This window comes from Pseudomonas neuropathica, from assembly GCF_051174785.1.
Classification (GTDB): domain Bacteria; phylum Pseudomonadota; class Gammaproteobacteria; order Pseudomonadales; family Pseudomonadaceae; genus Aquipseudomonas; species Aquipseudomonas neuropathica_A.
In genome coordinates this window covers 4,718,205-4,740,465 of record NZ_CP195111.1, presented here as the reverse complement: position 1 = coordinate 4,740,465, position 22,261 = coordinate 4,718,205, and the positions used below count along the sequence as shown (strand labels likewise).

28 protein-coding genes are annotated in these 22,261 nt (G+C 60.0%); 5 read left to right on the top strand and 23 right to left on the bottom strand.

The annotated features are described in order from the left end of the window. Window positions 1–69 precede the first annotated feature (69 nt). Window positions 70–840 carry an SDR family oxidoreductase gene (locus ACRRSD_RS21370; protein ID WP_435035190.1) on the top strand — a complete coding sequence of 257 codons (771 nt, stop codon included), beginning with the start codon at window positions 70–72 and terminating at the stop codon, window positions 838–840. A gap of 167 nt (window positions 841–1,007) precedes the next feature. After that, the gene (gene tsaA, locus ACRRSD_RS21365; protein ID WP_435035188.1) at window positions 1,008–1,706 is read left to right on the top strand and encodes a tRNA (N6-threonylcarbamoyladenosine(37)-N6)-methyltransferase TrmO; all 699 of its coding nucleotides are present in this window, start codon (window positions 1,008–1,010) and stop codon (window positions 1,704–1,706) included. Window positions 1,707–1,884: 178 nt separating this feature from the next. On the opposite strand, the gene fpr is transcribed toward tsaA, so the two are convergent. Then, window positions 1,885–2,664, bottom strand: a complete 780-nt coding sequence (gene fpr, locus ACRRSD_RS21360) for a ferredoxin-NADP reductase (protein WP_007908723.1) — start codon at window positions 2,662–2,664, stop codon at window positions 1,885–1,887. Window positions 2,665–2,797: 133 nt separating this feature from the next. Between fpr and ACRRSD_RS21355 the strand changes: the two genes are divergently transcribed. After that, on the top strand, window positions 2,798–3,724 hold the full coding sequence (locus tag ACRRSD_RS21355) for a LysR family transcriptional regulator (protein WP_038358063.1): 927 nt from the start codon (window positions 2,798–2,800) through the stop codon (window positions 3,722–3,724). Here ACRRSD_RS21355 and ACRRSD_RS21350 read toward each other — a convergent pair. From ACRRSD_RS21350 to ACRRSD_RS21340, 3 genes are all read right to left on the bottom strand, one after another. Next, window positions 3,721–4,083, bottom strand: a complete 363-nt coding sequence (locus ACRRSD_RS21350; protein WP_003222276.1) for a diacylglycerol kinase — start codon at window positions 4,081–4,083, stop codon at window positions 3,721–3,723. The genes ACRRSD_RS21355 and ACRRSD_RS21350 overlap by 4 nt on opposite strands. A 74-nt stretch (window positions 4,084–4,157) precedes the next feature. Next, the gene (gene erdR, locus ACRRSD_RS21345) at window positions 4,158–4,808 is read right to left on the bottom strand and encodes a response regulator transcription factor ErdR (RefSeq protein ID WP_095119237.1); all 651 of its coding nucleotides are present in this window, start codon (window positions 4,806–4,808) and stop codon (window positions 4,158–4,160) included. Between the two features lie 223 nt (window positions 4,809–5,031). Continuing rightward, the gene (locus ACRRSD_RS21340) at window positions 5,032–5,778 is read right to left on the bottom strand and encodes a tRNA-uridine aminocarboxypropyltransferase (RefSeq protein ID WP_435035185.1); all 747 of its coding nucleotides are present in this window, start codon (window positions 5,776–5,778) and stop codon (window positions 5,032–5,034) included. A gap of 189 nt (window positions 5,779–5,967) precedes the next feature. Between ACRRSD_RS21340 and ACRRSD_RS21335 the strand changes: the two genes are divergently transcribed. Beyond that, a complete protein-coding gene (locus ACRRSD_RS21335) occupies window positions 5,968–6,393 on the top strand; it encodes a PA3611 family quorum-sensing-regulated virulence factor (protein ID WP_008077172.1) in 426 nt (141 codons plus the stop codon). On the opposite strand, the gene ACRRSD_RS21330 is transcribed toward ACRRSD_RS21335, so the two are convergent. Continuing rightward, window positions 6,394–6,588 carry a hypothetical protein gene (locus ACRRSD_RS21330; protein ID WP_034154934.1) on the bottom strand — a complete coding sequence of 65 codons (195 nt, stop codon included), beginning with the start codon at window positions 6,586–6,588 and terminating at the stop codon, window positions 6,394–6,396. 338 nt (window positions 6,589–6,926) lie between these two features. Here ACRRSD_RS21330 and ACRRSD_RS21325 point away from each other — a divergent pair, with 338 nt between their 5' ends. Beyond that, the gene (locus ACRRSD_RS21325; RefSeq protein WP_435035184.1) at window positions 6,927–8,045 is read left to right on the top strand and encodes a TIGR00730 family Rossman fold protein; all 1,119 of its coding nucleotides are present in this window, start codon (window positions 6,927–6,929) and stop codon (window positions 8,043–8,045) included. 54 nt (window positions 8,046–8,099) lie between these two features. Here ACRRSD_RS21325 and recX read toward each other — a convergent pair whose 3' ends face one another. From recX to ACRRSD_RS21235, 18 genes are all read right to left on the bottom strand, one after another. After that, on the bottom strand, window positions 8,100–8,570 hold the full coding sequence (recX, locus tag ACRRSD_RS21320) for a recombination regulator RecX (RefSeq protein WP_435035182.1): 471 nt from the start codon (window positions 8,568–8,570) through the stop codon (window positions 8,100–8,102). An 8-nt stretch (window positions 8,571–8,578) separates the two neighbouring features. Beyond that, complete coding sequence (gene recA / locus ACRRSD_RS21315) at window positions 8,579–9,634, bottom strand: recombinase RecA (protein WP_007908746.1); 1,056 nt, start codon at window positions 9,632–9,634, stop codon at window positions 8,579–8,581. A gap of 83 nt (window positions 9,635–9,717) precedes the next feature. Next, window positions 9,718–10,218 carry a CinA family protein gene (locus ACRRSD_RS21310; protein WP_435035180.1) on the bottom strand — a complete coding sequence of 167 codons (501 nt, stop codon included), beginning with the start codon at window positions 10,216–10,218 and terminating at the stop codon, window positions 9,718–9,720. 67 nt (window positions 10,219–10,285) lie between these two features. After that, entirely contained in the window at window positions 10,286–10,804 is a 519-nt protein-coding gene (locus ACRRSD_RS21305; RefSeq protein WP_435035179.1) for a lysis system i-spanin subunit Rz, read from the bottom strand. Then, window positions 10,783–11,349, bottom strand: a complete 567-nt coding sequence (locus tag ACRRSD_RS21300; RefSeq protein WP_435035178.1) for a glycoside hydrolase family 19 protein — start codon at window positions 11,347–11,349, stop codon at window positions 10,783–10,785. Before ACRRSD_RS21300 ends, ACRRSD_RS21305 begins: the two co-directional genes overlap by 22 nt. 119 nt (window positions 11,350–11,468) lie before the next feature. Then, the gene (locus ACRRSD_RS21295; RefSeq protein ID WP_435035177.1) at window positions 11,469–12,629 is read right to left on the bottom strand and encodes a tail fiber protein; all 1,161 of its coding nucleotides are present in this window, start codon (window positions 12,627–12,629) and stop codon (window positions 11,469–11,471) included. Between the two features lie 13 nt (window positions 12,630–12,642). Continuing rightward, window positions 12,643–13,242 carry a YmfQ family protein gene (locus ACRRSD_RS21290; protein WP_435035175.1) on the bottom strand — a complete coding sequence of 200 codons (600 nt, stop codon included), beginning with the start codon at window positions 13,240–13,242 and terminating at the stop codon, window positions 12,643–12,645. Further along, the gene (locus ACRRSD_RS21285; protein ID WP_435035173.1) at window positions 13,230–14,273 is read right to left on the bottom strand and encodes a baseplate J/gp47 family protein; all 1,044 of its coding nucleotides are present in this window, start codon (window positions 14,271–14,273) and stop codon (window positions 13,230–13,232) included. The genes ACRRSD_RS21290 and ACRRSD_RS21285 overlap by 13 nt, the downstream gene beginning before the upstream one ends. Next, a complete protein-coding gene (locus ACRRSD_RS21280) occupies window positions 14,263–14,661 on the bottom strand; it encodes a phage GP46 family protein (RefSeq protein ID WP_435035171.1) in 399 nt (132 codons plus the stop codon). The genes ACRRSD_RS21285 and ACRRSD_RS21280 overlap by 11 nt, the downstream gene beginning before the upstream one ends. Continuing rightward, on the bottom strand, window positions 14,661–15,170 hold the full coding sequence (locus tag ACRRSD_RS21275) for a phage baseplate assembly protein V (protein WP_435035169.1): 510 nt from the start codon (window positions 15,168–15,170) through the stop codon (window positions 14,661–14,663). Before ACRRSD_RS21275 ends, ACRRSD_RS21280 begins: the two co-directional genes overlap by 1 nt. Before the next feature lie 67 nt (window positions 15,171–15,237). Next, the gene (locus ACRRSD_RS21270) at window positions 15,238–16,281 is read right to left on the bottom strand and encodes a phage baseplate assembly protein (protein WP_435035167.1); all 1,044 of its coding nucleotides are present in this window, start codon (window positions 16,279–16,281) and stop codon (window positions 15,238–15,240) included. A 3-nt stretch (window positions 16,282–16,284) separates the two neighbouring features. Next, a complete protein-coding gene (locus tag ACRRSD_RS21265) occupies window positions 16,285–17,523 on the bottom strand; it encodes a DNA circularization protein (RefSeq protein ID WP_435035165.1) in 1,239 nt (412 codons plus the stop codon). Beyond that, on the bottom strand, window positions 17,510–19,081 hold the full coding sequence (locus ACRRSD_RS21260; RefSeq protein ID WP_435035163.1) for a phage tail protein: 1,572 nt from the start codon (window positions 19,079–19,081) through the stop codon (window positions 17,510–17,512). The genes ACRRSD_RS21265 and ACRRSD_RS21260 overlap by 14 nt, the downstream gene beginning before the upstream one ends. Window positions 19,082–19,211: 130 nt before the next feature. After that, window positions 19,212–19,508: a phage tail assembly protein gene (locus tag ACRRSD_RS21255; RefSeq protein WP_007908778.1), complete on the bottom strand. Its 297-nt coding sequence runs from the start codon at window positions 19,506–19,508 to the stop codon at window positions 19,212–19,214. Beyond that, window positions 19,505–19,852, bottom strand: a complete 348-nt coding sequence (locus ACRRSD_RS21250; RefSeq protein WP_085581482.1) for a phage tail tube protein — start codon at window positions 19,850–19,852, stop codon at window positions 19,505–19,507. Before ACRRSD_RS21250 ends, ACRRSD_RS21255 begins: the two co-directional genes overlap by 4 nt. Window positions 19,853–19,919: 67 nt before the next feature. Further along, window positions 19,920–21,416: a phage tail sheath subtilisin-like domain-containing protein gene (locus tag ACRRSD_RS21245; protein ID WP_435035161.1), complete on the bottom strand. Its 1,497-nt coding sequence runs from the start codon at window positions 21,414–21,416 to the stop codon at window positions 19,920–19,922. Next, the gene (locus ACRRSD_RS21240) at window positions 21,416–21,595 is read right to left on the bottom strand and encodes a DUF2635 domain-containing protein (protein ID WP_034154909.1); all 180 of its coding nucleotides are present in this window, start codon (window positions 21,593–21,595) and stop codon (window positions 21,416–21,418) included. The genes ACRRSD_RS21245 and ACRRSD_RS21240 overlap by 1 nt, the downstream gene beginning before the upstream one ends. Further along, a complete protein-coding gene (locus tag ACRRSD_RS21235) occupies window positions 21,592–22,176 on the bottom strand; it encodes a phage tail terminator protein (RefSeq protein ID WP_435035159.1) in 585 nt (194 codons plus the stop codon). The genes ACRRSD_RS21240 and ACRRSD_RS21235 overlap by 4 nt, the downstream gene beginning before the upstream one ends. Window positions 22,177–22,261: the final 85 nt, after the last annotated feature.

Genomic DNA, 22,261 nt, shown 5'->3' with positions numbered 1-22,261 from the left:
GAAAATAGTGGCTCCGCTTTTTGCGGCTGACGACTAGGGTGTACTGATCCCTAATCCTCAGGACTCGCCATGCACCCGTATTTCTCCCTGCAAGGCCGCACCGCTCTGGTGACCGGCGGCACCCGTGGTATCGGCAAAATGATCGCCAAGGCGTTCGTCGAGGCTGGCGCACGCGTCTATGTCTGCTCGCGCGACGCCGAAGCCTGCCACCAAACGGCTGAAGAACTCAGCGCCTTGGGCAAGTGCTACGGCGTGGCAGCGAACCTGGCGACGGAAGAAGGCGTACAGGAACTGGCCGCGCGCCTGGGCGAGCAGATCACGCATCTGGATATTCTGGTGAACAACGCCGGCACCACGTGGGGCGCGCCGCTGGAAAGCTACCCGGTCAAAGGCTGGGAGAAAGTCATGCAGCTCAACGTGACGTCGGTGTTCAGCTGCATCCAGCAGTTTCTGCCGTTGTTGCGCAAGGCCGGCTCGGCGGCGAATCCGGCGCGGATTATCAACATTGGTTCGGTGGCGGGGATTTCTTCCTTTGGCGAGCAGGCGTATGCCTATGGGCCGAGTAAAGCGGCCTTGCATCAGTTGTCGCGAATACTGGCGCGGGAGTTGGTGAGCCAGCACATCAACGTCAACGTGATCGCGCCTGGGCGGTTTCCGAGCAAGATGACCCAGCATATTGGTAATGATCAGCAGGCGTTGGCTGAGGATACGGCGTTGATTCCGATGAAGCGCTGGGGGCGTGAAGAGGAGATGGCGGCGTTGGCGATCAGCCTGGCGAGTACCGCCGGCGCTTATATGACCGGGAATATTATTCCGCTGGATGGTGGTTTCAGTCTCTAAATCGGCGGTGCGGCCTTCGCGAGCAGGCTCGCTCCCACATTGGAACTGTGTCATGCATACAACCCCTGTGGGAGCGAGCCTGCTTGCGAAGAGGCCAGCCCTGCCACCACCAGACTTGAGACGGGACGGGTTATCATGCCCACCCTGCCCTGCTTCGAATGCAAACCATGACTTACAGCGTCTCCCCCATCGGCTTCGTGCGCTCCTGCTTCAAGGAGAAATTCGCCATCCCCCGCCAGCCACAACTGGCCCCCGCCGCCCGTGGCGTACTGGAACTGGTGGCGCCGTTCGATCAGGGTGACGCCGTGCAGGGCCTGGAACAGGTCAGTCATGTCTGGCTGCTGTTTCTGTTCCATCAGGCACTGGAGGAAAAGCCACGCTTGAAAGTCCGTCCGCCCCGTTTGGGTGGCAACAAGTCCATGGGTGTGTTCGCTACTCGCGCCACACACCGTCCGAACGGCATTGGCCAATCGGTGGTGAAATTGGACAAGGTCGAAGCCAATCGCCTGTTCATCTCCGGCATTGACCTGCTGGACGGCACGCCGATCCTCGACATCAAACCCTACGTGCCTTACGCCGACATCATCGCCGACGCCGCCAACAGCATTGCCAGCGCTGCGCCGCAGTTGATTGACGTGCAGTGGACGGACTCGGCGCTGCAACAGGCGCACACACACGCTCAGCGCCTTGGCGAGCCTTTGGTTGAGCTGATTGAACAGTGTCTGGCTCAGGATCCGCGTCCGGCGTATCAAACCCCGGTCCCTGAGCGCGAATACGGCGCGCAGTTCTGGGATCTGGACGTGCGCTGGCATTATCCAACACCCGAACAGATCCGCGTGCTGGAAGTCATCCCAGCCATGATCTGAACCGCGCCCAATGTAGGAGCTGCCGCAGGCTGCGATCTTTTGATTTTGCTCTTCAAAAGCAAGATCAAAAGATCGTCCGATCGCGGCCCGAGCCTTCGGCAGCTCCTACAGGTGAATGTCGCGGGCATAAAAAAGCCCCCATTGCCAATTCAGGAAATGGGGGCTTTTTGAGTGGGGCTTACTTCTCGACGAACGCACGCTCGATCAGGTAGTCACCCGGCTCGCGCATACGGGCCGAGATCTTCAGGCCGAAGCTGTCGAGCACTTCGCTGGTCTCGTCGAGCATGCTCGGGCTGCCGCAGATCATTGCGCGGTCATCCTGCGGGTTGATCGGAGGCAGACCGATGTCGCTGAACAGCTTGCCGCTGCGCATCAGGTCGGTCAGACGGCCCTGATTCTCGAAAGGCTCGCGGGTCACGGTCGGGTAGTAGATCAGCTTGTCACGCAGCGCCTCGCCGAAGAACTCGTTCTGCGGCAGGTGCTCGGTGATGAATTCGCGGTAAGCGACTTCGTTGACGTAGCGTACGCCGTGAACCAGGATCACTTTTTCAAAGCGCTCGTAGGTTTCCGGGTCCTGAATCACGCTCATGAACGGCGCCAGGCCAGTGCCGGTGCTCAGCAGGTACAAGTGCTTGCCCGGATTCAGGTCGTCGAGAACCAAGGTGCCGGTAGGCTTCTTCGAGATGATGATCTCGTCGCCTTCCTTCAAGTGCTGCAGCTGCGAGGTCAGCGGGCCGTCCTGCACCTTGATGCTGAAGAATTCCAGATGCTCTTCCCAGTTCGGGCTGGCGATCGAGTAAGCGCGCATAAGCGGGCGGCCATTGGGCTGTTGCAGGCCGATCATCACGAACTGACCGTTCTCGAAGCGCAGGCCCGGATCGCGGGTGCACTTGAAGCTGAACAGAGTGTCGTTCCAGTGATGAACACTGAGGACACGCTCGTGGTTCATGTTGCTCATGTACGTTTGACTCCTGGATATTGGGTCTGCGCTGGCTTTTGAAGGCGACGGTGCGCAATTGCATCGCATTCTAATAGCGACGACAATATCTGTTAACTGGATTATTAAGATAAGGGTTATCGGTTATATCGATATGCGATTTACTCTCCGTCAACTGCAAGTCTTCGTCGCCGTCGCCCAGCAGGAAAGCGTATCCCGTGCTGCGGGTCTGCTCAACCTCTCGCAGTCGGCTGCCAGCACCTCGATCACCGAACTTGAGCGCCAATCCAGCTGCCAGCTGTTCGACCGCGCCGGCAAACGGCTGAGCCTCAACGCCCTCGGCAAACAGCTGTTGCCACAAGCGGTGGCCCTGCTCGATCAGGCCAAGGAAATCGAAGACCTGCTCAACGGCAAATCCGGTTTCGGCTCACTGTCGGTGGGCGCGACGCTGACCATCGGCAATTATCTGGCGACTCTGCTGATCGGCAGCTTCATGCAGCGCCACCCGGAAAGCCAGGTGAAGCTACACGTACAGAACACTGCCAATATCGTGCAACAAGTCGCCCACTACGAAATTGATCTGGGTCTAATCGAAGGCGATTGCAGCCACCCGGACATCGAAGTGCAGAGCTGGGTCGAGGATGAGCTGGTGGTGTTTTGCGCGCCGCAGCATCCGCTGGCCCAACGCGGCAGTGCAACCATGGAAGAGTTGACCCACGAAGCGTGGATTCTGCGTGAGCAGGGTTCCGGCACACGCCTGACCTTCGATCAAGCTATGCGCCACCATCGCAGTGCACTGAACATTCGTCTGGAGCTGGAACACACTGAAGCGATCAAACGCGCGGTGGAGTCAGGGCTGGGGATTGGCTGCATCTCGCGGCTGGCGCTGCGCGATGCGTTCCGCCGCGGCAGTCTGGTGCCGGTGGAGACGCCGGATCTGGATCTGGCGCGACAGTTCTACTTCATCTGGCACAAACAGAAGTATCAGACTTCTGCAATGCGCGAATTTCTCGACCTGTGCCGCGCTTTCACCGCCGGGGTGCAGCGCAGCGACGAGATCGTCTTGCCAACCATCGCTTAAAGCAGAATCACTGCCCACACCAGCGCGATCATGCTCAGTGCCACGAATTGCGCGGCGCTGCCCATGTCCTTGGCGTTCTTCGACAGCGGGTGCAGCTCGAGCGAGATGCGGTCGATGGCCGCTTCTACCGCCGAGTTCAACAGCTCGACGATCAGCGCCAACAGGCACACGGCAATCAGCAAAGCCTGTTCGACACGGCTGACATTGAGGAAGAACGTCAGCGGAATCAGCACGACATTGAGCAGCACCAGCTGACGAAATGCCGCTTCACCGGTGAAGGCTGCGCGCAGGCCGTCCAGCGAATAACCGGAGGCATTGAGGATACGTTTCAGGCCGGTCTGGCCCTTGAAAGGTGACATAAAGTAGAAACCAACCAAAAAGGAGTGGGAAAGCTAGAGCAACAAAAGTCAAAAAAGCGTGAAGACGCCAGCCATTACTGACTCGGAATTGACTCAAGTTGTTGCAGCAGTAAAGCCGCTTGCGTACGAGTGCGCACATTCAGCTTGCGAAAGATCGCCGTGACGTGGGCCTTGATGGTCGCTTCCGACACACTCAGCTCATAGGCAATCTGCTTGTTCAACAGGCCTTCACAGACCATGGTCAACACGCGAAACTGCTGCGGCGTCAGACTGGCGAGGCCATCGCTGGCGGCCTTGGCCTCGTCGGAAACGCTCACCGCTTCGAACGCCTGCGGTGGCCAGAACACATCGCCGTCGAGCACTTTGCGCACGGCTTCCTGAATCACGCTCAAGTCGCTCGACTTGGGAATAAAGCCGCTGGCGCCGAACTCACGGGATTTGACCATCACTGACGCTTCTTCCTGCGCCGAAACCATCACCACCGGTATCTGCGGGTACTGCCCACGCAGCATGACCAACCCGGAAAACCCGAAAGCGCCGGGCATGTTCAGGTCCAGCAGGACCAGATCCCAGTCAGCTTTTTCGGTCAGGCGCGCTTCCAGTTCGGCGATGCTCGCCACTTCTACCAGGCGGACATCCGGGCCAAGGCCCAGCGTCACCGCTTGATGCAGCGCGCTACGAAACAGGGGGTGATCATCGGCAATCAGGATGTCGTATGTGGCCATTTTTCAAATGATCCTGTTTTTGATGGCAGACCCGGTGCATTCCGGTCTGGCCAAAGCAACTCAAGATGCCGCTTGAAAGCGATATCCACAGGGGCACGTTCAACGCCAATCAACAGCAAACACGGCGTTTCAAACCTTGGCCGCACCCTAAACGGCGCCAAGCATGCCCAGCGAAGACGGGGTGGTCAAGCAGCACGGCCGCCGCTGCGTACAGTATGGGCCACTATTGCGCCAACTCTGGCTGCGGCTTTCGTATATAGCGCAGCAACTCGGCGTGGGCCGGGGTGGATTCATTCATGTCCAGTTGCTGCTTGGCACCGAGGTAATGCTGGCTGAACACGTCGAAATAGGCGTCCAGCGCAGAGGCGGCGTCGCTGTCACCGGCCAGTTCCAGACACAACGCGGCGACTTCGGCAGTGCACAAATGCTCGCTTCGGGTCGAACGGCGCAAGCGGTAGCGCGAGAGTTTATCGGGCAGCAGGCTAAGGATCGGCAAACGGTCGAAATACGGGCTCTTGCGGAAAATCTTCCGCGCTTCGGTCCAGGTCGCATCGAGCAGAATGAACAGCGGGCGCTTGCTGCTATCGGGTGCGACCGTGTTGGTCACCCGCGATGGCTCAACGTATTCGCCGGGGAACACCAGATACGGTTGCCATTGCGGGTCGCTGAGCAGTGCGAGCATCTGCGGATCGGGCTCGGTGCGCGACCAGATGAATGCGTGGTTGTCGCGCACCACGTCGGCAATCAACCAACCGGTGTTGCTCGGTTTGAACACTTCCTTGCCGGTCATGATCAGGCATACGCCCGAACGCGTTTCGACACTCGGGCGCCAAGCGCACAGGCAATGGCTGATGATCACCCGGCAGTCGCGGCAACGCTCGGAGCGAAAGCCTCGAGCCTGAATCGGCTTGATACCTTCATCTTCGCGCTGATCGCGCAGACGGGCGACGGCGTTGGGGGCATGATTCATCGCGGGCAACGCCGGCAGACAGGGAAACTCGACACGAACAGCACTCGGCAGGGCAATAAAGGCCGGCAGTTTACCAGAGCGACGGGCACAAGCCTGTACCCTCCCGACCGGCTCCCCTATAATTCGCCGCCACTGAACGCACAGTCACGTGGCTGGTCGAACCACCAGTCACTGAACCAGGAGAGTTTCATGCTGCGCCTTATCGTTCCCACCGCTGCCATTCTGCTGGCGTCGTCCTTCACCGCTCAGGCTGCATCCCTGAGTGAGCAGAATCTGAACCGCGAGCTGCGCAACGTCGCCGCCCAGAGCAGCGTCGGCACGCCACGCGCCATCAGCGAAGACATTCTTGATCAGGGCTTCACCGTTGAAGGCACTCAGTTGATCAACCATCTGAGCGTGCAGAAAAGCCACGCCGACAAAATGCGCGCTGACCCTAAAGCCGTGTATTTCCAGCTGGGCGCTTCGGTGTGCAACAACCCGTCGTTTCGCAAGCTGATGGCCAAAGGCGCGATCATGCGTTACGACTTCACCGAAGTGAAAACCAACAAAGCGATCGGCTCCGCCAGCTACCAGGAATCGGATTGCCCGAAAGCCGGCCCGGCGAAGAAAAAGTAATCATCGCGAATTGGCGCGCCGCTGTTCATCCTCGGCGCGCAGTTCGGCCAGCAAGGCCTGTAGATAGTGCGAACGGCGCTCGCCGCCCGCCAACCGCCGGCAGCACTCCTCTTCGAGACTGAGATGATTGGTCTCGGCTGATGCCTTCAACATTCGATACAACTGCGTATCGATCTCCAGAATCACTCTGGCCATGTGTCCCGCCTCCTTGCCACCTGCAAATCCTTGAATCGCGTGCACCGTGACGCAAAGCTGTCGTACGACGCCTGTAAGTTAGTTAATCAGAGGGATTGCCGCTCGGAGCAGGTTCGGACGAGCGGTGAAGGAACCGGCGGAAAATCAATAAATGGTTGCCAGCCAAAACGTTGCGGCGCAATGATCAAGTCAGCGCAAATACGCGCCAGGGTCTAGATTCAGAGTATTCCTGATCATTTTTCAACGGCAGACAAGGAACTGCCGATCGTGAGTTTTTTGCAGCGCGGCACTGACGCCGCTCGTCAGGGCCATCCGCTCTGTGCAGAAGGAGACGTTGAATGCCTTACCAACCGAATGACCTGCTCAGCCGTCATTTTCAGGAAAGCGGCCCCGACCTCATCAGCCAGGTCGAAGAACAACTCAACCGTATTTCCCCCAACAGTCCGAATATCCCCATCTACCGTGACATGATCCTGACCGTGCTGCGCATGGCCCAGGAAGACCACAATCGCTGGAATGCCAAGATCACTCTGCAAGCCCTGCGCGAACTGGAGCAAGCGTTTCGGGTGCTGGAGCAATTCAAGGGCCGACGCAAAGTCACGGTGTTCGGCTCGGCGCGCACGCCGGTCGAACATCCGCTGTATGCCATGGCCCGTGAACTCGGCGCGGCACTGACGCGCTCGGACATGATGGTCATCACTGGCGCCGGGGGCGGCATCATGGCCGCCGCGCATGAAGGCGCCGGCCGCGATCACAGCCTCGGTTTCAACATTACCCTGCCCTTCGAACAGCATGCCAACCCCACCGTCGATGGCACCGGTAATCTGCTGCCATTCCACTTCTTCTTCACGCGTAAGCTGTTCTTCGTCAAAGAGGCCGACGCCCTGGTCTTGTGCCCGGGCGGTTTCGGCACACTGGACGAAGCACTGGAAGTGCTGACATTGATCCAGACCGGCAAAAGCCCATTGGTGCCGGTAGTGTTGCTGGATGCGCCGGGTGGAACGTTCTGGCAAGGCGCGATGGATTTCATCCGCCAACAACTGGAGAGCAACCGCTACATTCTGCCGACCGACATGAAACTGATGCGATTGGTCTACAGCGTCGAAGAGGCAGTGGAGCAGATCAACCAGTTCTACAGTAACTTCCACTCCAGTCGCTGGCTCAAGCGCCAGTTTGTGATCCGCATGCATCACAAGCTCAGCGATCAGGCGCTGGCGCACATGCAGGAAGCTTTTGCCGATCTGTGCCTGAGCGACCAGTTTCATCAACACGCCTACGCCGGCGAGGAGCACGATGAAGCGCAGTTCAGCCATCTGGCGCGACTGGCCTTCGCCTTCAATGCGCGCACTCATGGGCGTCTGAGGGAGTTGATTGACTACATCAACCTGCCGGAAAACTGGGCCGATTCAAAACCGCAAACAGCGCAACGCAGCCGCGAACCGTCAAAGGTAATTTGAGGGCAAAAAAAAACGGCCCGCTATTTTCATAGCGGGCCGTTTAATTGAATCAGTTTAATCGTCCATGCCTCGACCGCTGAACAAGCGGTTGATCATCTCCATCGAAAAACCCCGATACGCGAGGAACCGACCTTGCTTGGCCCGCTCTTTTGCATCAATCGGTAAATGCCCGGAGAACTTGCGACGCCACGTGTCCTGAAGTTGCTCCTGCCAACTGATACCACTTTCGCGCAGGGCGAGTTCGATATCGGCACGTTGCAACCCTCGTTGGCTCAGTTCCTCGCGAATCCGCAAAGGGCCGTAGCCGGAACGGGCGCGGTAGGAAACAAAGCTTTCAAGGTAACGGGCTTCGGAAAGCAGCCCCTCTTCCGTCAAACGGTCGAGGGCTGTTTCGATCATCTGCGCCTCAGCGCCGCGTTGACGCAGTTTGCGCGTCAACTCGACTCGACCGTGCTCGCGGCGTGCGAGCAGGTCCATGGCGGTTCGCCGCACAGCGACGAGGGTATCGAGTACGGCGGTGGTCATCGCTGGAATCAGATGTCAGCGTCGGCCAAGTCGTCTTCAGTCTCTTTGACTGCAGAAGCCTTGGAGTCGATCACTGCAGGAGTCAGCAGTTTGTCACGCAGTTGTTTCTCGAGCTTCGCGGCGATTTCCGGGTTGTCTGCCAGGAACTTGGCCGAGTTGGCCTTGCCCTGACCGATCTTGGTGCCTTCATAGGCATACCAGGCGCCGGACTTCTCGACGAAACCGTGCAGCACACCCAGATCGATCATCTCACCATTGAGGTAGATGCCTTTGCCGTAAAGAATCTGGAACTCGGCCTGACGGAACGGCGAAGCCACCTTGTTCTTCACAACCTTGACGCGGGTTTCGCTGCCGACCACTTCGTCGCCTTCCTTCACCGCGCCGGTGCGGCGGATGTCGAGACGAACCGAAGCATAGAACTTCAGCGCGTTACCACCGGTGGTGGTTTCCGGGCTACCGAACATCACGCCGATCTTCATACGGATCTGGTTGATGAAGATCACCAGGCAGTTGGCGTTCTTGATGTTACCGGTGATTTTACGCAGCGCCTGGGACATCAGACGGGCTTGCAGGCCCACGTGCATGTCACCCATTTCGCCTTCGATTTCAGCCTTCGGTACCAGGGCTGCCACGGAGTCGACGATGATCACGTCAACAGCGTTGGAGCGCACCAGCATGTCGGTGATTTCCAGCGCCTGTTCGCCGGTGTCCGGCTGCGACACCAGCAGGTCGTCGACGTTGACGCCCAGCTTGCCGGCGTACTCAGGGTCGAGGGCGTGTTCGGCGTCGACGAATGCGCATGTCGCGCCGGCTTTTTGCGCCTGGGCGATCACGGACAAGGTCAGTGTGGTTTTACCGGAGGATTCAGGACCGTAGATTTCAACGATACGGCCTTTTGGCAGGCCGCCAATGCCGAGCGCGATGTCCAGACCCAGAGAGCCAGTCGAGATAGCCGGGATCGCCTGACGGTCTTGATCGCCCATACGCATCACGGCACCCTTGCCGAATTGACGTTCGATCTGACCCAGGGCCGCAGCCAAGGCTTTCTTCTTGTTGTCGTCCATTAAAGTCCTCACGTAATCAATAAGGCCTGACGGCCAACACCTGTATAAGTAGACAGTATTATTCCACAGCGTTCGCGGATCGCCTACCCCTGATTTTCGATTTCTCGTGCCGCTAGTCGCAGGAGCCCCTCTAGCGCGGCCTTCACCGTTTGTCGGCGGACTTCATCACGGTTGCCGGGGAAGTGCTGAACCTCACTGGTCACTACCTCGCCAACTCCCCACGCCAGCCACACCGTGCCGACCGGTTTGTTCGGCGAGCCGCCGTCCGGCCCCGCTACGCCGCTGACCGCCACGGCAAATCGCGCCAGGCTTTTTTCCTGCGCGCCACGCACCATCGCCTCAACCACTTCGCGGCTGACCGCACCCACCGTCTCGAACAACTCGGCTGGCACATTCAACTGCTGGGTTTTCTGCCGGTTGGAGTACGTCACATAGCCCGCTTCGAACCACGCTGAACTGCCCGGGATCCGCGTGATCGCCTCTGCGATGCCGCCGCCGGTACAGGACTCGGCGGTGGTCACGTGGGCATTGAGCACTTGCAGACGTCGGCCAAGGTCGGCGGCCAGTTGAGTGATCTCTTTCACGGCATGCTCCGGATCGTGTGGAATGCCTCCACCGTACACGACCCGGTTGCGCTTTCAATACACAGACTCATTCAAAATGTTCGGGCGCGAGCGCTCTGACATACGCCTGACACGCCCGCAAGGCAATCAGTCCGCGGTCGCCGGTGTCGGTGATGGCGACAATTCGTTGAGCATGCGCCGGGTCAAGTCGGGCGCGTACGGTTGCATGATCCACGCTGCCGGCGCCGGCGGTGGCTGGCACGTTGCAGCCTGGGGCAATGTCGCTGGCGTCGAGAAGGACTGACAGGCGCACATCAGCAGTGGCAAGACGATCGCGCAGGCGATCCTGATCACGTTGGGCATTGCTCAGCGCTCGATAGTGGGTTTGCTCACTGGCCGCCAGCCGTTGCTCCAGCGCCAGCCGTTTATCCTGCTCGGCCTGTTGCGCGGTGGCGGCGCTCTGCGTCAGTTGATTAAGGGTTTCGGCGTTTAACCGAGCCTGCTCGGCCAGTTGTCGGCCGTAGCGCCACTCCTGAAATTGCCAGGCTGCTGCAAACGCACCAGCGCCCAGCAACACAACGCCAATCACTCGCCAGGGGATTTGCATAGCACCGCCCTCGCCCGCGCCCAGATTTCCAGGCGATCCTGCAAACCGTTCAACCCGCCGTTGATCCGGCGGGTGATGGTGTTGAACTGGTCGCGGTCGGCCAGTTCATTCAAGCCGTTCTGCTCCCAGAACCATGCGGCAGACTCGGCCGCCCATTGCGGTTGCTCGAGCAGTTCGGGCAATGACAGCAGACGCTCATCGCCGAACAGGCCAAGGCTGCACTGACGATAATTGCTGCGGCCAGTGATCTGGATCAGACCGCGACCACGATACTTCTGCCCGTCGCCATCGGCCTCCGGCGTATTGCCCAGACGTAAAGCCAAAGTGCCGGTGTCGTATTTGCTCAGGTATTGGTTGTTGCCCAGTTCGCGCACGTAGCGCAATTGACCTGACTCGTGCCCGACTTGCGCGAGAAACGCAGCAATGCGTTTGGGCGTATTGATAGACCTGCGCGCCATCGCGGTGTTGAGCACAGAAACAAAAACGCCCGCTTGGGCGCGGGCGTTGGGCATGATGGATAAAAGGTTGTTTTCAGTTATTTGCATGATGCGTAATCCTCCCTGGATGCTCCGATTGAATCACGGCTGGCGGTCATTACCTGCCAGCCATTTTTTGCCAGAGTTGTCAGGGCGTCTGGACGGACGATATCTCCATTCGCAGGCCGTCAGTACTTGATGACATACAACAGAGCGGTGTTCATGGGTCGAGCCTCATTACCACCCGACGCCGCAACCGACATCGTATGGGTATGTTGCCCGGCAGCGTCCACGCCGACGTTATGCGCATGGTTGCCATCGGCCACGATGCCGTGGGTGTGAGCAGGTGCGTTGGTCGTAAAGTTGCGATTGATAAAGGGCGCCGAACTGGAACCCATGATCGAGCCTGCGGTGTTGCCGCCGTTTATCTGGCCCTGCCCACCCATGACTGTGTCGATATTGAACGCACCACCGCTCACGACGGCACCACCGTGTGCGTGCAAACCGGCGGCGTCAGTGCGCGCGGTATGGGCATGATTGCCCGCTGCGGCAGCGGATACATCGTGAGTGTGCGAGGCGTTTTGCCCCGCCTGCTTGCTGCCCAGTACGCGACCGGGGTCGACGCCACGCCCCTCGTCCAGACCGCGGACAAACTCACCGCGCAGATCCGGAAGATTGAAGGTGTTGGCGCCGTCGCCGGCGCCAAACCGCGTACCGATGGCGGCGAACAGATTGGCGTATTGCGTCCTCAGCACCGGCTGACCGTTGCACTTGAGCCAGCCACTGGGTGCATCGACGGTTGCAACGGTTTTCACATCACCGACATCGGCACCCAGTTGTCTCGCCACCCCCGTGCTCGCGATCAGAATCCAGGCGCCACTGCCCAAGGAGCTGTTCCATTGCACCCAGGCATCCCCGGTCGCAACGATTTCACCGGAGCGCAGCGGCGTATGGTCAATGTTGACCAGGGGCTTGGCTACTGAACCTGCGACCGAGAAGGTACTGGCACCGGTGTTGGTATTCAGCGCCTTGAAACGCAAGACCATGCCATCGACCAGCGCGGTCGGCGCCGGCGAGTAGGTCGCAGCATAAGCATTGGCAGTGCCGGTATCCAGAGCGAAGTCGATGAGGCCGGCCTGATTGATTTTACGTACGGCGGTCAACAACTGCCCGACGTTGTTTTCGTCGGGAACCAGCGCGCCGCCCTTGATAACGCCGAGTATTTCTTCAGTAACGGAGTTGCCCCACACCGCCGGGATCAGTGATCCCGGTGTCCCGGCAATCGGGTTTTCATCGACGAACTTGCCATTGACCAGACCTACGCTGGGTACACTTTTCGGGTAATCCATTTGCTTTTATTCCTTAGTCGAAATTGATGTACACCTGGGTATGAGCCGGTGCACTGCGGTGAATGAGGCATTCCAGGGCCGAACCCGGATTCATGCCGAAGCGTTCGCCCCAATAACTGGCGCCAAAACGACGTCCGGTGGCCAGACGTCCGCCGGTGTTGAGGACCCACATGAACTGCGCCTTCCACGTGCCAAAACGGGCGAGGCCAAATCGCGAACGGCCCATGCGCGGGACGCGCAGTTCGGTCACTGTGGCGTCCGGATAACCCTGGCTGCGGGCGACTTCAATGAAGTACGCGGCGTTCTGATTACCGACCGCCAGCAACCGTCGGCGGACGGCCAGACGCCGGTCGTCATACAGCGGGGTCGCGCCCAGACAAGGGTCTGGCAGGTTCATCACCTGTTCCCAATCCGGCACCAGTTCGCTGACGCCCGCCGGGTCCATTTCATTGAGCAGATCAACGGCACGTGCATCCAGACGCGCCAGCTCCGCAGCAACGCCTTCCAGCACTTGATTGAGTTCAGGCAGGCGCTCCAGCTCCCAGGCCGGGCCGCTGGGCAGGAGGCTGCGCAATTGGTTGCGGTACTGCGCGACACCTCTCAAGACAGCCATTCGATACCCCCGAAAGTCAGCAACTGATTCGCGGCGGCCGTAACGTCGGCCGAAGGTGCATCGAGCCGGTGATCAGTCTCACCGGTGGCACTGCTGATCGCTTCGCTGATATGGCTCAGCAACAAGGTCTCACCAAGGCCGGCCTCGCGGTTGTGCAGATCGCGCAGTTGGCTTTCGATCGCTGCGCGCACGGCGCTGGTGTCGGGAGTGATCCGCAGTTTGTAATTGACCAGCACCTGCACCGGAGCCAACACCCTCACGTCGGCGGTTACCGGGCGCAACGGCTCGATGTAGGCCAGGACATCGGCCAGTTGCTGCTCATTGGGGATCGGCTGCAGATCGTCGTCACGCATGACGAAGACACCTACGGTGCCGGGCCCGAGAAAATTGCCCCGACACCAGGCGCGGGTGATGCCGGGGCATTCCAGCGCCCAGGTTTCATAGTCCTGCGCCGAACCACCGTGAGGAATGAGGCGGTAGGAACGACTCACCCGCGAGCGCAGCGACTCCAGACTTTCCTCGGCGACACCGCCCGTGAGCCCCGGCGCCAGGACCACAAACGTATTGCTGAGGATGCCGGCGATCGGTTGCACCAGGCTGAGTGTCAGGCCGGTATCGGCATTACCCAGGCTGCCGGCCTCCAGTGCAGCGATGGTCGTGGTGTTGATGCCATTGCTCGCGGTGCGGGCAGCCGTGACCTTGTAGATCCGCCCGTCAGTCGATTGCAATAGCGTATCGACATCCAGCACGGCGCCAAGGGTGGCGGTGAATCTGACACTGCCTTTGGCCGCCTGAGCGGGCTTGCGCGGCTGATTAAGACGCAGTGCAGCGATACGCTCCAGGGTCGATTCGTCGGCCTTGTCGGGCAGGATCTGCTGGGCAATCCAGTCGAGATAGCCATACAGACCGTACACTGCGCCACCGAGAGTACGGGCCAGCACTTGCGCATCGGACTGGCGCAGCGCATCGCTGGCCAGGTCGCTTTGGGCGCGCTTGATCAGCACCGGCAGCGAAGGGATTTCAAACGGCATAGATCACCTGCCAACTGTTTTCGGGGTTGATGTCCAGGCGTTCGCCGTCGGCCAGGGTCAAGACCGTGCGCAGGTTCAGACGCTGGGCGTCGAGGCGATCGCTGATGATGTCGATGGCGCTGCAGTGGCCGTCGTCGATCAGCCACTGCAGGGCCTCGCGGGCGTAGAACTCGGCGTCCATCTGCGTTTGTCGGGTCAGCTTGACCCGGCGCAACAGCCATAGCCGTGAACCGATACGGTCGTCGGCGACGGAGGGAAAGGTGTCGCCCCACCAGCCATAACGTTCCTCGTCGTCGAGGGCATCGTCATCGGCAGCGCGGCGCCAGGTGAACAAGCTGATGAGCACAGCGCGGGTCAGTGCGGCGTGGAGGTTCGGGCTGACCAGCATCACTTGCCTCCTGCCGGCGCGCCGGTCTGGCCGCTGCCGGCTTGCACGCCGACGTGCACGTGGTTGATCTGGCTGATGCCGCCGGCCAGTTGATCGCCGGTGGAAACGATCTTGCCGGTCTGATTGATCACTGGCGTATCGAAGTTCACCGCGCTGCTGGCGCGGATGTTCAGCGTGGCGGTTTCGATATCGATGATCCGCCCGCGCTTGAAGTGAATCCTGTCGCCTTCGTCGGTGTAGATCGCCACTTCGCCAGCGGCCAGCGCTTGCAGGCGATAACGGCGGTCGGCGATGACCAGAGCGATGGCATGGGAACGGTCACCGCCGATGAAGGTGACGACGCCCTCGGCACCGGCCAGCGGATGGCTGGTGAAGCCGTAGGGTTCGAAATGCTCCATATCGTCGTTCACTTCACCGGCGGTGAGGCGCATTTGCAGCGATTGCAGCTTGGATGCCGAGTTGGCGAGCACGACGGTGCCGCGCGCCAGCAGGCGTGTCAGTAGGCTCATGAATTGTCCTCAAGACTTTGCCAACACAAAACCTGTCAGGTGATGCCAGTCAGGTTCGCTGTCAGGTCTAAGTTTTTTTCGGCGGCGTCGGATTGGCGTCGAAGGTGTGCGGCGGTGCCACTTGTAGCGTGGTGACCGAACCTTGCGCCGACAGTGAATAGGTCACTTTGGAAATCAGCATGTCGTCATCGAACCCCAGCACCGGATCCTTGACCCGGACCAGGGTGTTATGACGCCACAAATCACCATTGGACTGGCGCCAGCCCTGCACTTGATAAGTGGTGGTCTGCGCCCGCCCGACACGCGTCGAGCTTTCCCACATCGCGCGTTGCAATGACAGGTCGGGACTGATCTGCAAACCTTCGTTGATGACCGTGACGCGTCGGCGCTTGTAACCCAGATCAGTGGCCACCGATTCAATCTCGCTGACGGCCGCCCCGCTCTTTTGATCGCTGCCCTTTTGCTGGCCGATCACTCGGTACTCGGAAAACACCTGGCTGTAATCCATCGGCGCATTAGCCGAAAGAATATTCTTGCCCAGTTCCAGTGCATCACTGGCCCGGCCACTGCTGCCGGGGCTGGCCAGCAACAACCGGCCTTGTGCGTCATCGGTGGAAAACACCCGAAACAACGAGAGCAATCGGTCGATGGATTGAAACACCGTCTCACCCGGCACGATGGTGTAACTGCCCAGTCGCGCCGTTTCGGCAATTTCGCTAACCACCTTGACCTTGTAGGACGACGCCAGCGCTTCGACGATGCTCAGCATCGGCTGATCTTTCCATTGGTTCGGGCGATTGATCGCGGCGCAATCCACCAGATCCTGCGTACAGGAACTGCCTTCGATGCTCAGACTGATCTGCCGCCCGTCATAGCGGATCGGCGCCTTGAACACATACCCGGTCAATACCAGATCCTTGCCGATCCGTACCTCGCAGGCATCGCCTGCGGCAATGCGCTGATCCACCGTCTGTCCCGGCCATTGCCAGGTGATATCAAGCTTGAAAGTGCGAAACTGGCGCTCGAGATCTGCGGTGATTTCAACACTTTTCCAACCGCCATATTCCATATCGCCAACGGTCAGCGTGACGCGATTATCCATCTCGCTCATGACTCACTCCCTGGCGACTTTCACGTCATTGGGCGACATGAACCCGGGATGGGCAGCCGCGTTGCGTTGGCTCACTTCGTCGACTCGCGTGGCATCGGTGAACTGCTGGTAGGCCACCACCAGCGCCGGCAAGCTTTCCTTGAAAGACTTGCTGACCAGCCTCACGCCCGACGAAGCCACGGCCTTGAGGTGCGCATTCAAGGCATCCTTCAGATCGTTGATCGCTTGAAAATGTACCGGGCCAGCCTTGTCCAGCATTGGATTGACGGCCAGCGCCACCGCATCCCGCAGCGCCTGCATATCGTCGGTGACCGGCACTTCCTGGCGAGTGACTGGCTGGTGTACCTGCTGTCCTACCGACGGTGTCGACTGCAGCTTCACCGGGGTTGTTGCCACGGGCATGGATGCGACCCATTGCGCGACTTTGACCAGCATCGTGTCCTGTACCAGATCGGCCATGGCCTGCGCCGCTGCACTGGTGTCTTTGCCGGTGGTGAGCTTCGGCGCATCGGCCTTGCGGATCGCTTCGAGCTGTTGCGACACGTCGGCAATCACGCCACGGTAGCCTTCCTTCGCGAACGCCTTGAGTTCCTTGATATCGCCGAGCAAACCCTTGAACTCAGCGGCCACTTCCTTGGGCAATTCCTTGACCGCTTTCACCAGCTCAGTGATCTCTTTGTACTGCTCGATCAGCGGCTTGAGTTGTTCCTTGATCACCTCGTAAACGCCGGTGAGGCTGTTGCGCAGATTGGCAATGCCGATCCGCGCAGCCTTGATCAGCGTCATCGCCTGCTCGAAGCGCGCAACGGCCGAGCCCAGTAGCGTATCGGCCTTGGCCAGCAGCACCTTCTGTGTGCTGACGGTGGCCGTCGGAAACGGTACCGGCTGGTCGGGATAGAACTTCAGCGCAAAGGTCACCAACCCGCCGTCCTGGCGGGTATGAGTCATGTCGCATTCACCGACCCTGACTTGCAGGCGTCCCAGCCATGGGTGCACCAGTTCACCACTGCCCGCCTCCAACGCTTTGAGCAGCTTGTCGCGCTGCTCCAGGCAATCGGCACCGATGATGAATGCCGTGATGTCGTGAGTCTTGGCCTGTTGACCAAGGTCTTCGAAATACGGCAGGTCGCGTTGCGGATACTCATGCAACTGACCCTTACGACCAACCGGGGTTTTCGCCTGATCGATCCAGAAGCCGACACCGCGAAAGGATGCCGGCAACAAACGGTCACGCCAGTTCATTGGAACCTCCCATCGACAGCGAGCGATAGCCAATGCGCGAAGACAGCGCCAGGCCCGGTTGATTGGTTTGTGGTTGATCGGTGCGCAGCCCGGCCGGCGCGTTTTCGAAGCGCACGGTCAGGCCACCTTCAAGTTGCGTACGGTTGTTGAGTGCGCTTTGTTGGATCAGCGCGCTGGACGTCTGCGTCAGCGAACTGGAGGATTGCGTCAGTGGGCTCGAGGATTGCATCAGTGTCCCCGCCGACAACGGTTTTTTTGACGTAACGTCCGTGCTGGAGCCAAGGAATTGCGGCGCCCATTCACCTTTGCCCTCGGCATTGGTTTTTTCCTGTGAGCGGGTGAGCACGTCGACCTTGGCCGATGCTTCGGCCGCGAGTTTCCCCAGGCCTCCGTTGAAAAAATCCCTGATCGGCGCCAGCACTTCGTAAAACGTGTCGCTCCACTTTTTAATCCAGGCGGTCAAAGGGTCCCAGGCCTGAATGAACATCTCCAGCGGCGACCAGCCCAATTGCTCGCGGATAACGGCATACAGCGCAAGGATCGGCAGTTTGATGTAATCCACAAGGTCGCGAAAAAAAGCCGCTACCGGCACCGACACCGCCCTGAGCAAATCCCATATCGATGCAAACAGACCAACCAGCGGCTGCCAGTTCTTCAGAATCAGCGCCTGCGGTGAATACGCAAACAACGTCGCATAGAAGTCGATGACCGGCGCCGCCAGCGCTTTGAGTACGTCCCACAGCGCCGCGAAGAAGCCACTGACCGGCCCCCAGTTGTTGATCAGCATCCCCATCGGAGTGAAGCCGAACAGCGTCCGGAAAAAGCCGGCCATCGGTATCACCACCGGGGCAATCTGTTGCCACAGCCGGGCAAAAAACGCTGAGATCGGCTGCCAGTTGGCGACGATCAAGCCTGCCGCCAATGCAACCCCGGCGGCAAAAAGGCCGATAGGCGAAGCGAGCAGCGTGAGCACAGCACTGAAACCCGCAGCCGCCGTCGTCACGACGGTGAACGCTACCGCTGCTGCCGCCAGCCCTTCGACCAGTTGCGGATGATCGGCGACAAATTCACCGACCGAGGTCATGACCGGCACCAGCGCCGTCACCAAGCCATTGACTGCCGGCAACAACGCCTGACCGATCTTCAACGAAATGTCATCGAGCGAAACGTTGAACTTCGCAAGGTTGGTGGACGTTTCGCCCTTCACCACGGCGGGCACCTGCGCCGTTGCAGGTGCCCCCAGTGGCGCGGGAATCAGGGCGTCCTTGCCCAGCGTCGGGGTTTTAAGATTTTTGCTTTTGCTCGCCAGTTCGTCCTCGGCCTTGATCGCCTTTTTCAAGCCCTCCTGAAACGGCTTGAGCAAGCCGCCGCCCGAGATAAACCCAGACAGATCAAGCGGCTTGATCCCAGTGCTTTCCAGGCTTTTCTTGAACGCCGCGACTTTGCCCCGGACGCCCTTCATCTCGGTCTCCATTTTCTGCAGACCTTGCATGACCACGAGCATGTTGACCGTGGTCTGAACGTTTTGCTGGATCGCGTTTATCTGTGTAATAGCCATCACTGCACCTGCTGCATCGCATTGATCCGTTGCGCGTGCTCCAGCGATTCGCGGAGCACATCCAGTGGCCTGGCCATCATCTGTTCGGGGTCAACCTTCCAGAACCAGGCCAGGTCATAGGCGACGGCGATCAGGTCGGTGATGGCGCCGACGCCGCACTCATGAAAAAACTCGCAACGGCCCAGCTCAGCGCATTGAGGTCAGCCAGATCCAGCTGGTTGACCGACGACGGCGGAATGCCGGCGCACACGGCGATGTATTTGGCCGCCACGTCCATGTCGAGGCTGACTTCTTCGCTCTTGTCGATCTTGTACGGCAGCGCCTTGATCGCTCGCACTTCCTGCACCGTCGGACGGCGCAGGACGAGTTCGGTCAGGGGCTCGCCGTGAGCTTCGATCGCAACCTGAAGCTTCACGGCGCCGCTCATTGCCAGGTCCCCTTGATGCCTTCGAATTTAAGTTCGATGGTGGCGTCATCGCCTTTGGAGACTGGCTCTTCGACCAGGTAGGCACCGGCCAGTACGTAGACTTTGCCGTTGCTGAATTCGCAGGTGACGGTGATGTCGGTGCCTTCGACCAGCTTCTTCAGCGGGAAGTCGGCAGTGTGCAGCGCGGTCACTTTGAACGACGGCGCGATGTCGGTTTCCTTGTAGAAACCGGGGACGACGGTTTCGCGTTTGACCGCCATCAGCGGGGCTTCGCAGCCGCCATTGATGGTCAGTTGTGCGCCGTCGACTTTGACGTAGCAGGTGCCTGCAATCAGTTGACCCATGGTGTTACTCCCTTGCATAAAAAAGCCCACGCGAGGTGGGCTGAAAACGTGCCGTCAAACGCGCTGATCAAGCCGCGTCGTCGTACTGCAGACGGAATTGGTTGAGCAGCGCGAACACGCGCAGACCGTTGATGTAATCCGGCGGGAACAACACGTTCACGCGGCTCGGGTCCTGCACGTCGCGCTCGACGATCAGGTGCTCGGCGAACAGCTCGGCGTTCTCGACGTGGCCTTCCAGTTCGAGCTTGGCGTACTGCGCGATCAGCTCACCGCGAATGGTCGCAGGCGTCACGATCGGCTGGCCGGCGCCGAAACGGGTGCCGTCGGAGGCCAGTTTGTGCCGACCGTATTTGCTGGTGATCACGCTTTGCAGACGGCGCACGATGAACGCCGACTGGTGCATGGTTTCGCTGTCCAGATAGGAGTTGTCGGCCTGGCCAAAAGCGTTCTTCTGGTAGGTGGTGATCGAACGCTGGATGCGCACGTAACCGCCTTCGTAGTAGGCGGTGGCGATGCCGTAATTGAGCAGCGACTGCCGCTCGGTCAGAGTGAAGCGCTCACTCGCCGGCGCCGGGTCAACGCCCGGCAGGCTGCCGCTTTGCGTCGGACGGCTGGCGTCGGCAGAGATGAACACCGCGGTGCGCGCAGCCAGTGCCGCGGCTTGTACCCAGAACGGTTGCGGAACGCCCGGCTCCAGCGCCTGAATGGTCATGTGCTGGTCATTGCGTGCCTGACCTGCAGCGACCAGCGTACCGACGGTGCCGCGTTTGGCGCTGTAGACGTGACCGAACAGTTGCTTGGCCCACGACCAGCGACCGGTGCTGTCATCCATGACCGCTTGCCAGGTGTTGAGGGTGGCCAGGTCCGACCATGGCAAAGCGATGAACTCGAACGGTTCGTCACCCAGCGCAGCAACTGCTGCAACCTGATCCGGTACGCCAGCACCGCCGATCATCGCCGTGATCGCCGTGACCAGACCGGCCGGCGTGTCTTCGCCGTTGCTCTTGCCCAGGCGGTTGAACTGCAGACTAATGTCATTGCCGCTGTCGCCAACCCATTTGGCGCTCACGGTCACGGTGCCGTCGACAGCCGCCGCACTGACCGGCAGATCGGCAGTCGCGTTGATTTTCTGCGCCAGTGCCGTGGCCGCTTGTGCAGCGGTAGCACCGCTGACCACGGTGGCTTGCACTCGCACGCCGCCGACATACAGATTGAGCACACCGGCCTGGGTGGCGGTGCCGGTCAAAGTCAGCACGCCTTTGGCGATGGCGCCTTCAGCGTTATGCAGCGGCAGGCACCAGATCTCGCCGATCGGGTCGGCCTTGCGGAAGGTCTCGTACATCGAGGCGAGCATCGAGCCTTGGCCGCCGATGCTCTTGGCCAGCGCGGTGCTGGAGACCAGTACCAGCTTGCCGACGTCGGTCGGCGCGATATTGTCGTTGACCTGCGCGACGATCAAACGACGCATGGTCGAACTCGCACTATTGGCGGCCGAGTTGTCCATTTCGGCATAGAACAGCGGTACACGAATGTCCGCGGGGATGTTGCTGAATCCGATCGCCATTATTTGGCTCCCTTTTGTTTGGCTGGTGCGGTTTTGAGGGTGATATCGCCGTCGGCCAGACGTCGGCGCCACCAGGCGCTGTCCAGCACTTCACGGCCTTCCAGCGGCAGCAGATCGCCCGCCTCCGGGTCAGGTACGACACGGCCGGCGGCCGGCAGTACGGTGATGCGATTGCTCATGGGGTTACCTCTGCAGAGAAAGTCATTTCCACGCGCCCATCGGGGCCCGGGCGTTTCAGGTTGGGGTCGGCCGGGTCGATCGCATCGACCCGCACGGTGGCCCCGGTAAAGGACGACAAACCGTCCAGTTCGCGTTCGTGCCAACTCTCCGCAGGCTGACTCGGCAGATTGCGGCCGAGCTGGAACTCGGCAAAAAAGCGCAGCCGGTAGAAGGCGCGGCTGCTGTTGATCGAGACCAGTTCGCCGCCGTCATAGACGATGGCGCTGTAGGTGGAATCAGGTTTGAAACCGACCAGTGCGCGCCACAGTTCGGCGCGCAGGTCGTGCAACAGATCCAGCGCTTTTGTAGCGTCGCTCGCGTCAAGAACCAGGACGATTTCGAAGCGGTCGCGGATCGGTTGGGTGATGAGGTTTTGGCTGGTGCTGTTGCTGGCCAGATCGGTCAGAGGTGTGATGCTGGCGCACGGGGTTTGCAGCGCCGCATCGGCTTGCAGTGCCGTAACGTCAATGCCTACTGCGATCCGATTGCCCAGCGTCGGGCACTGAGCACGCATTTGCGTGACCAGAGGAGTCATTTTCATGAGGTAATACCGAATATAGGTCGCCGCCACTCAAGTTCAACAGGCAACCCGGATTAACGATGGGCAGCAGCGCTGGTGTGTTGGG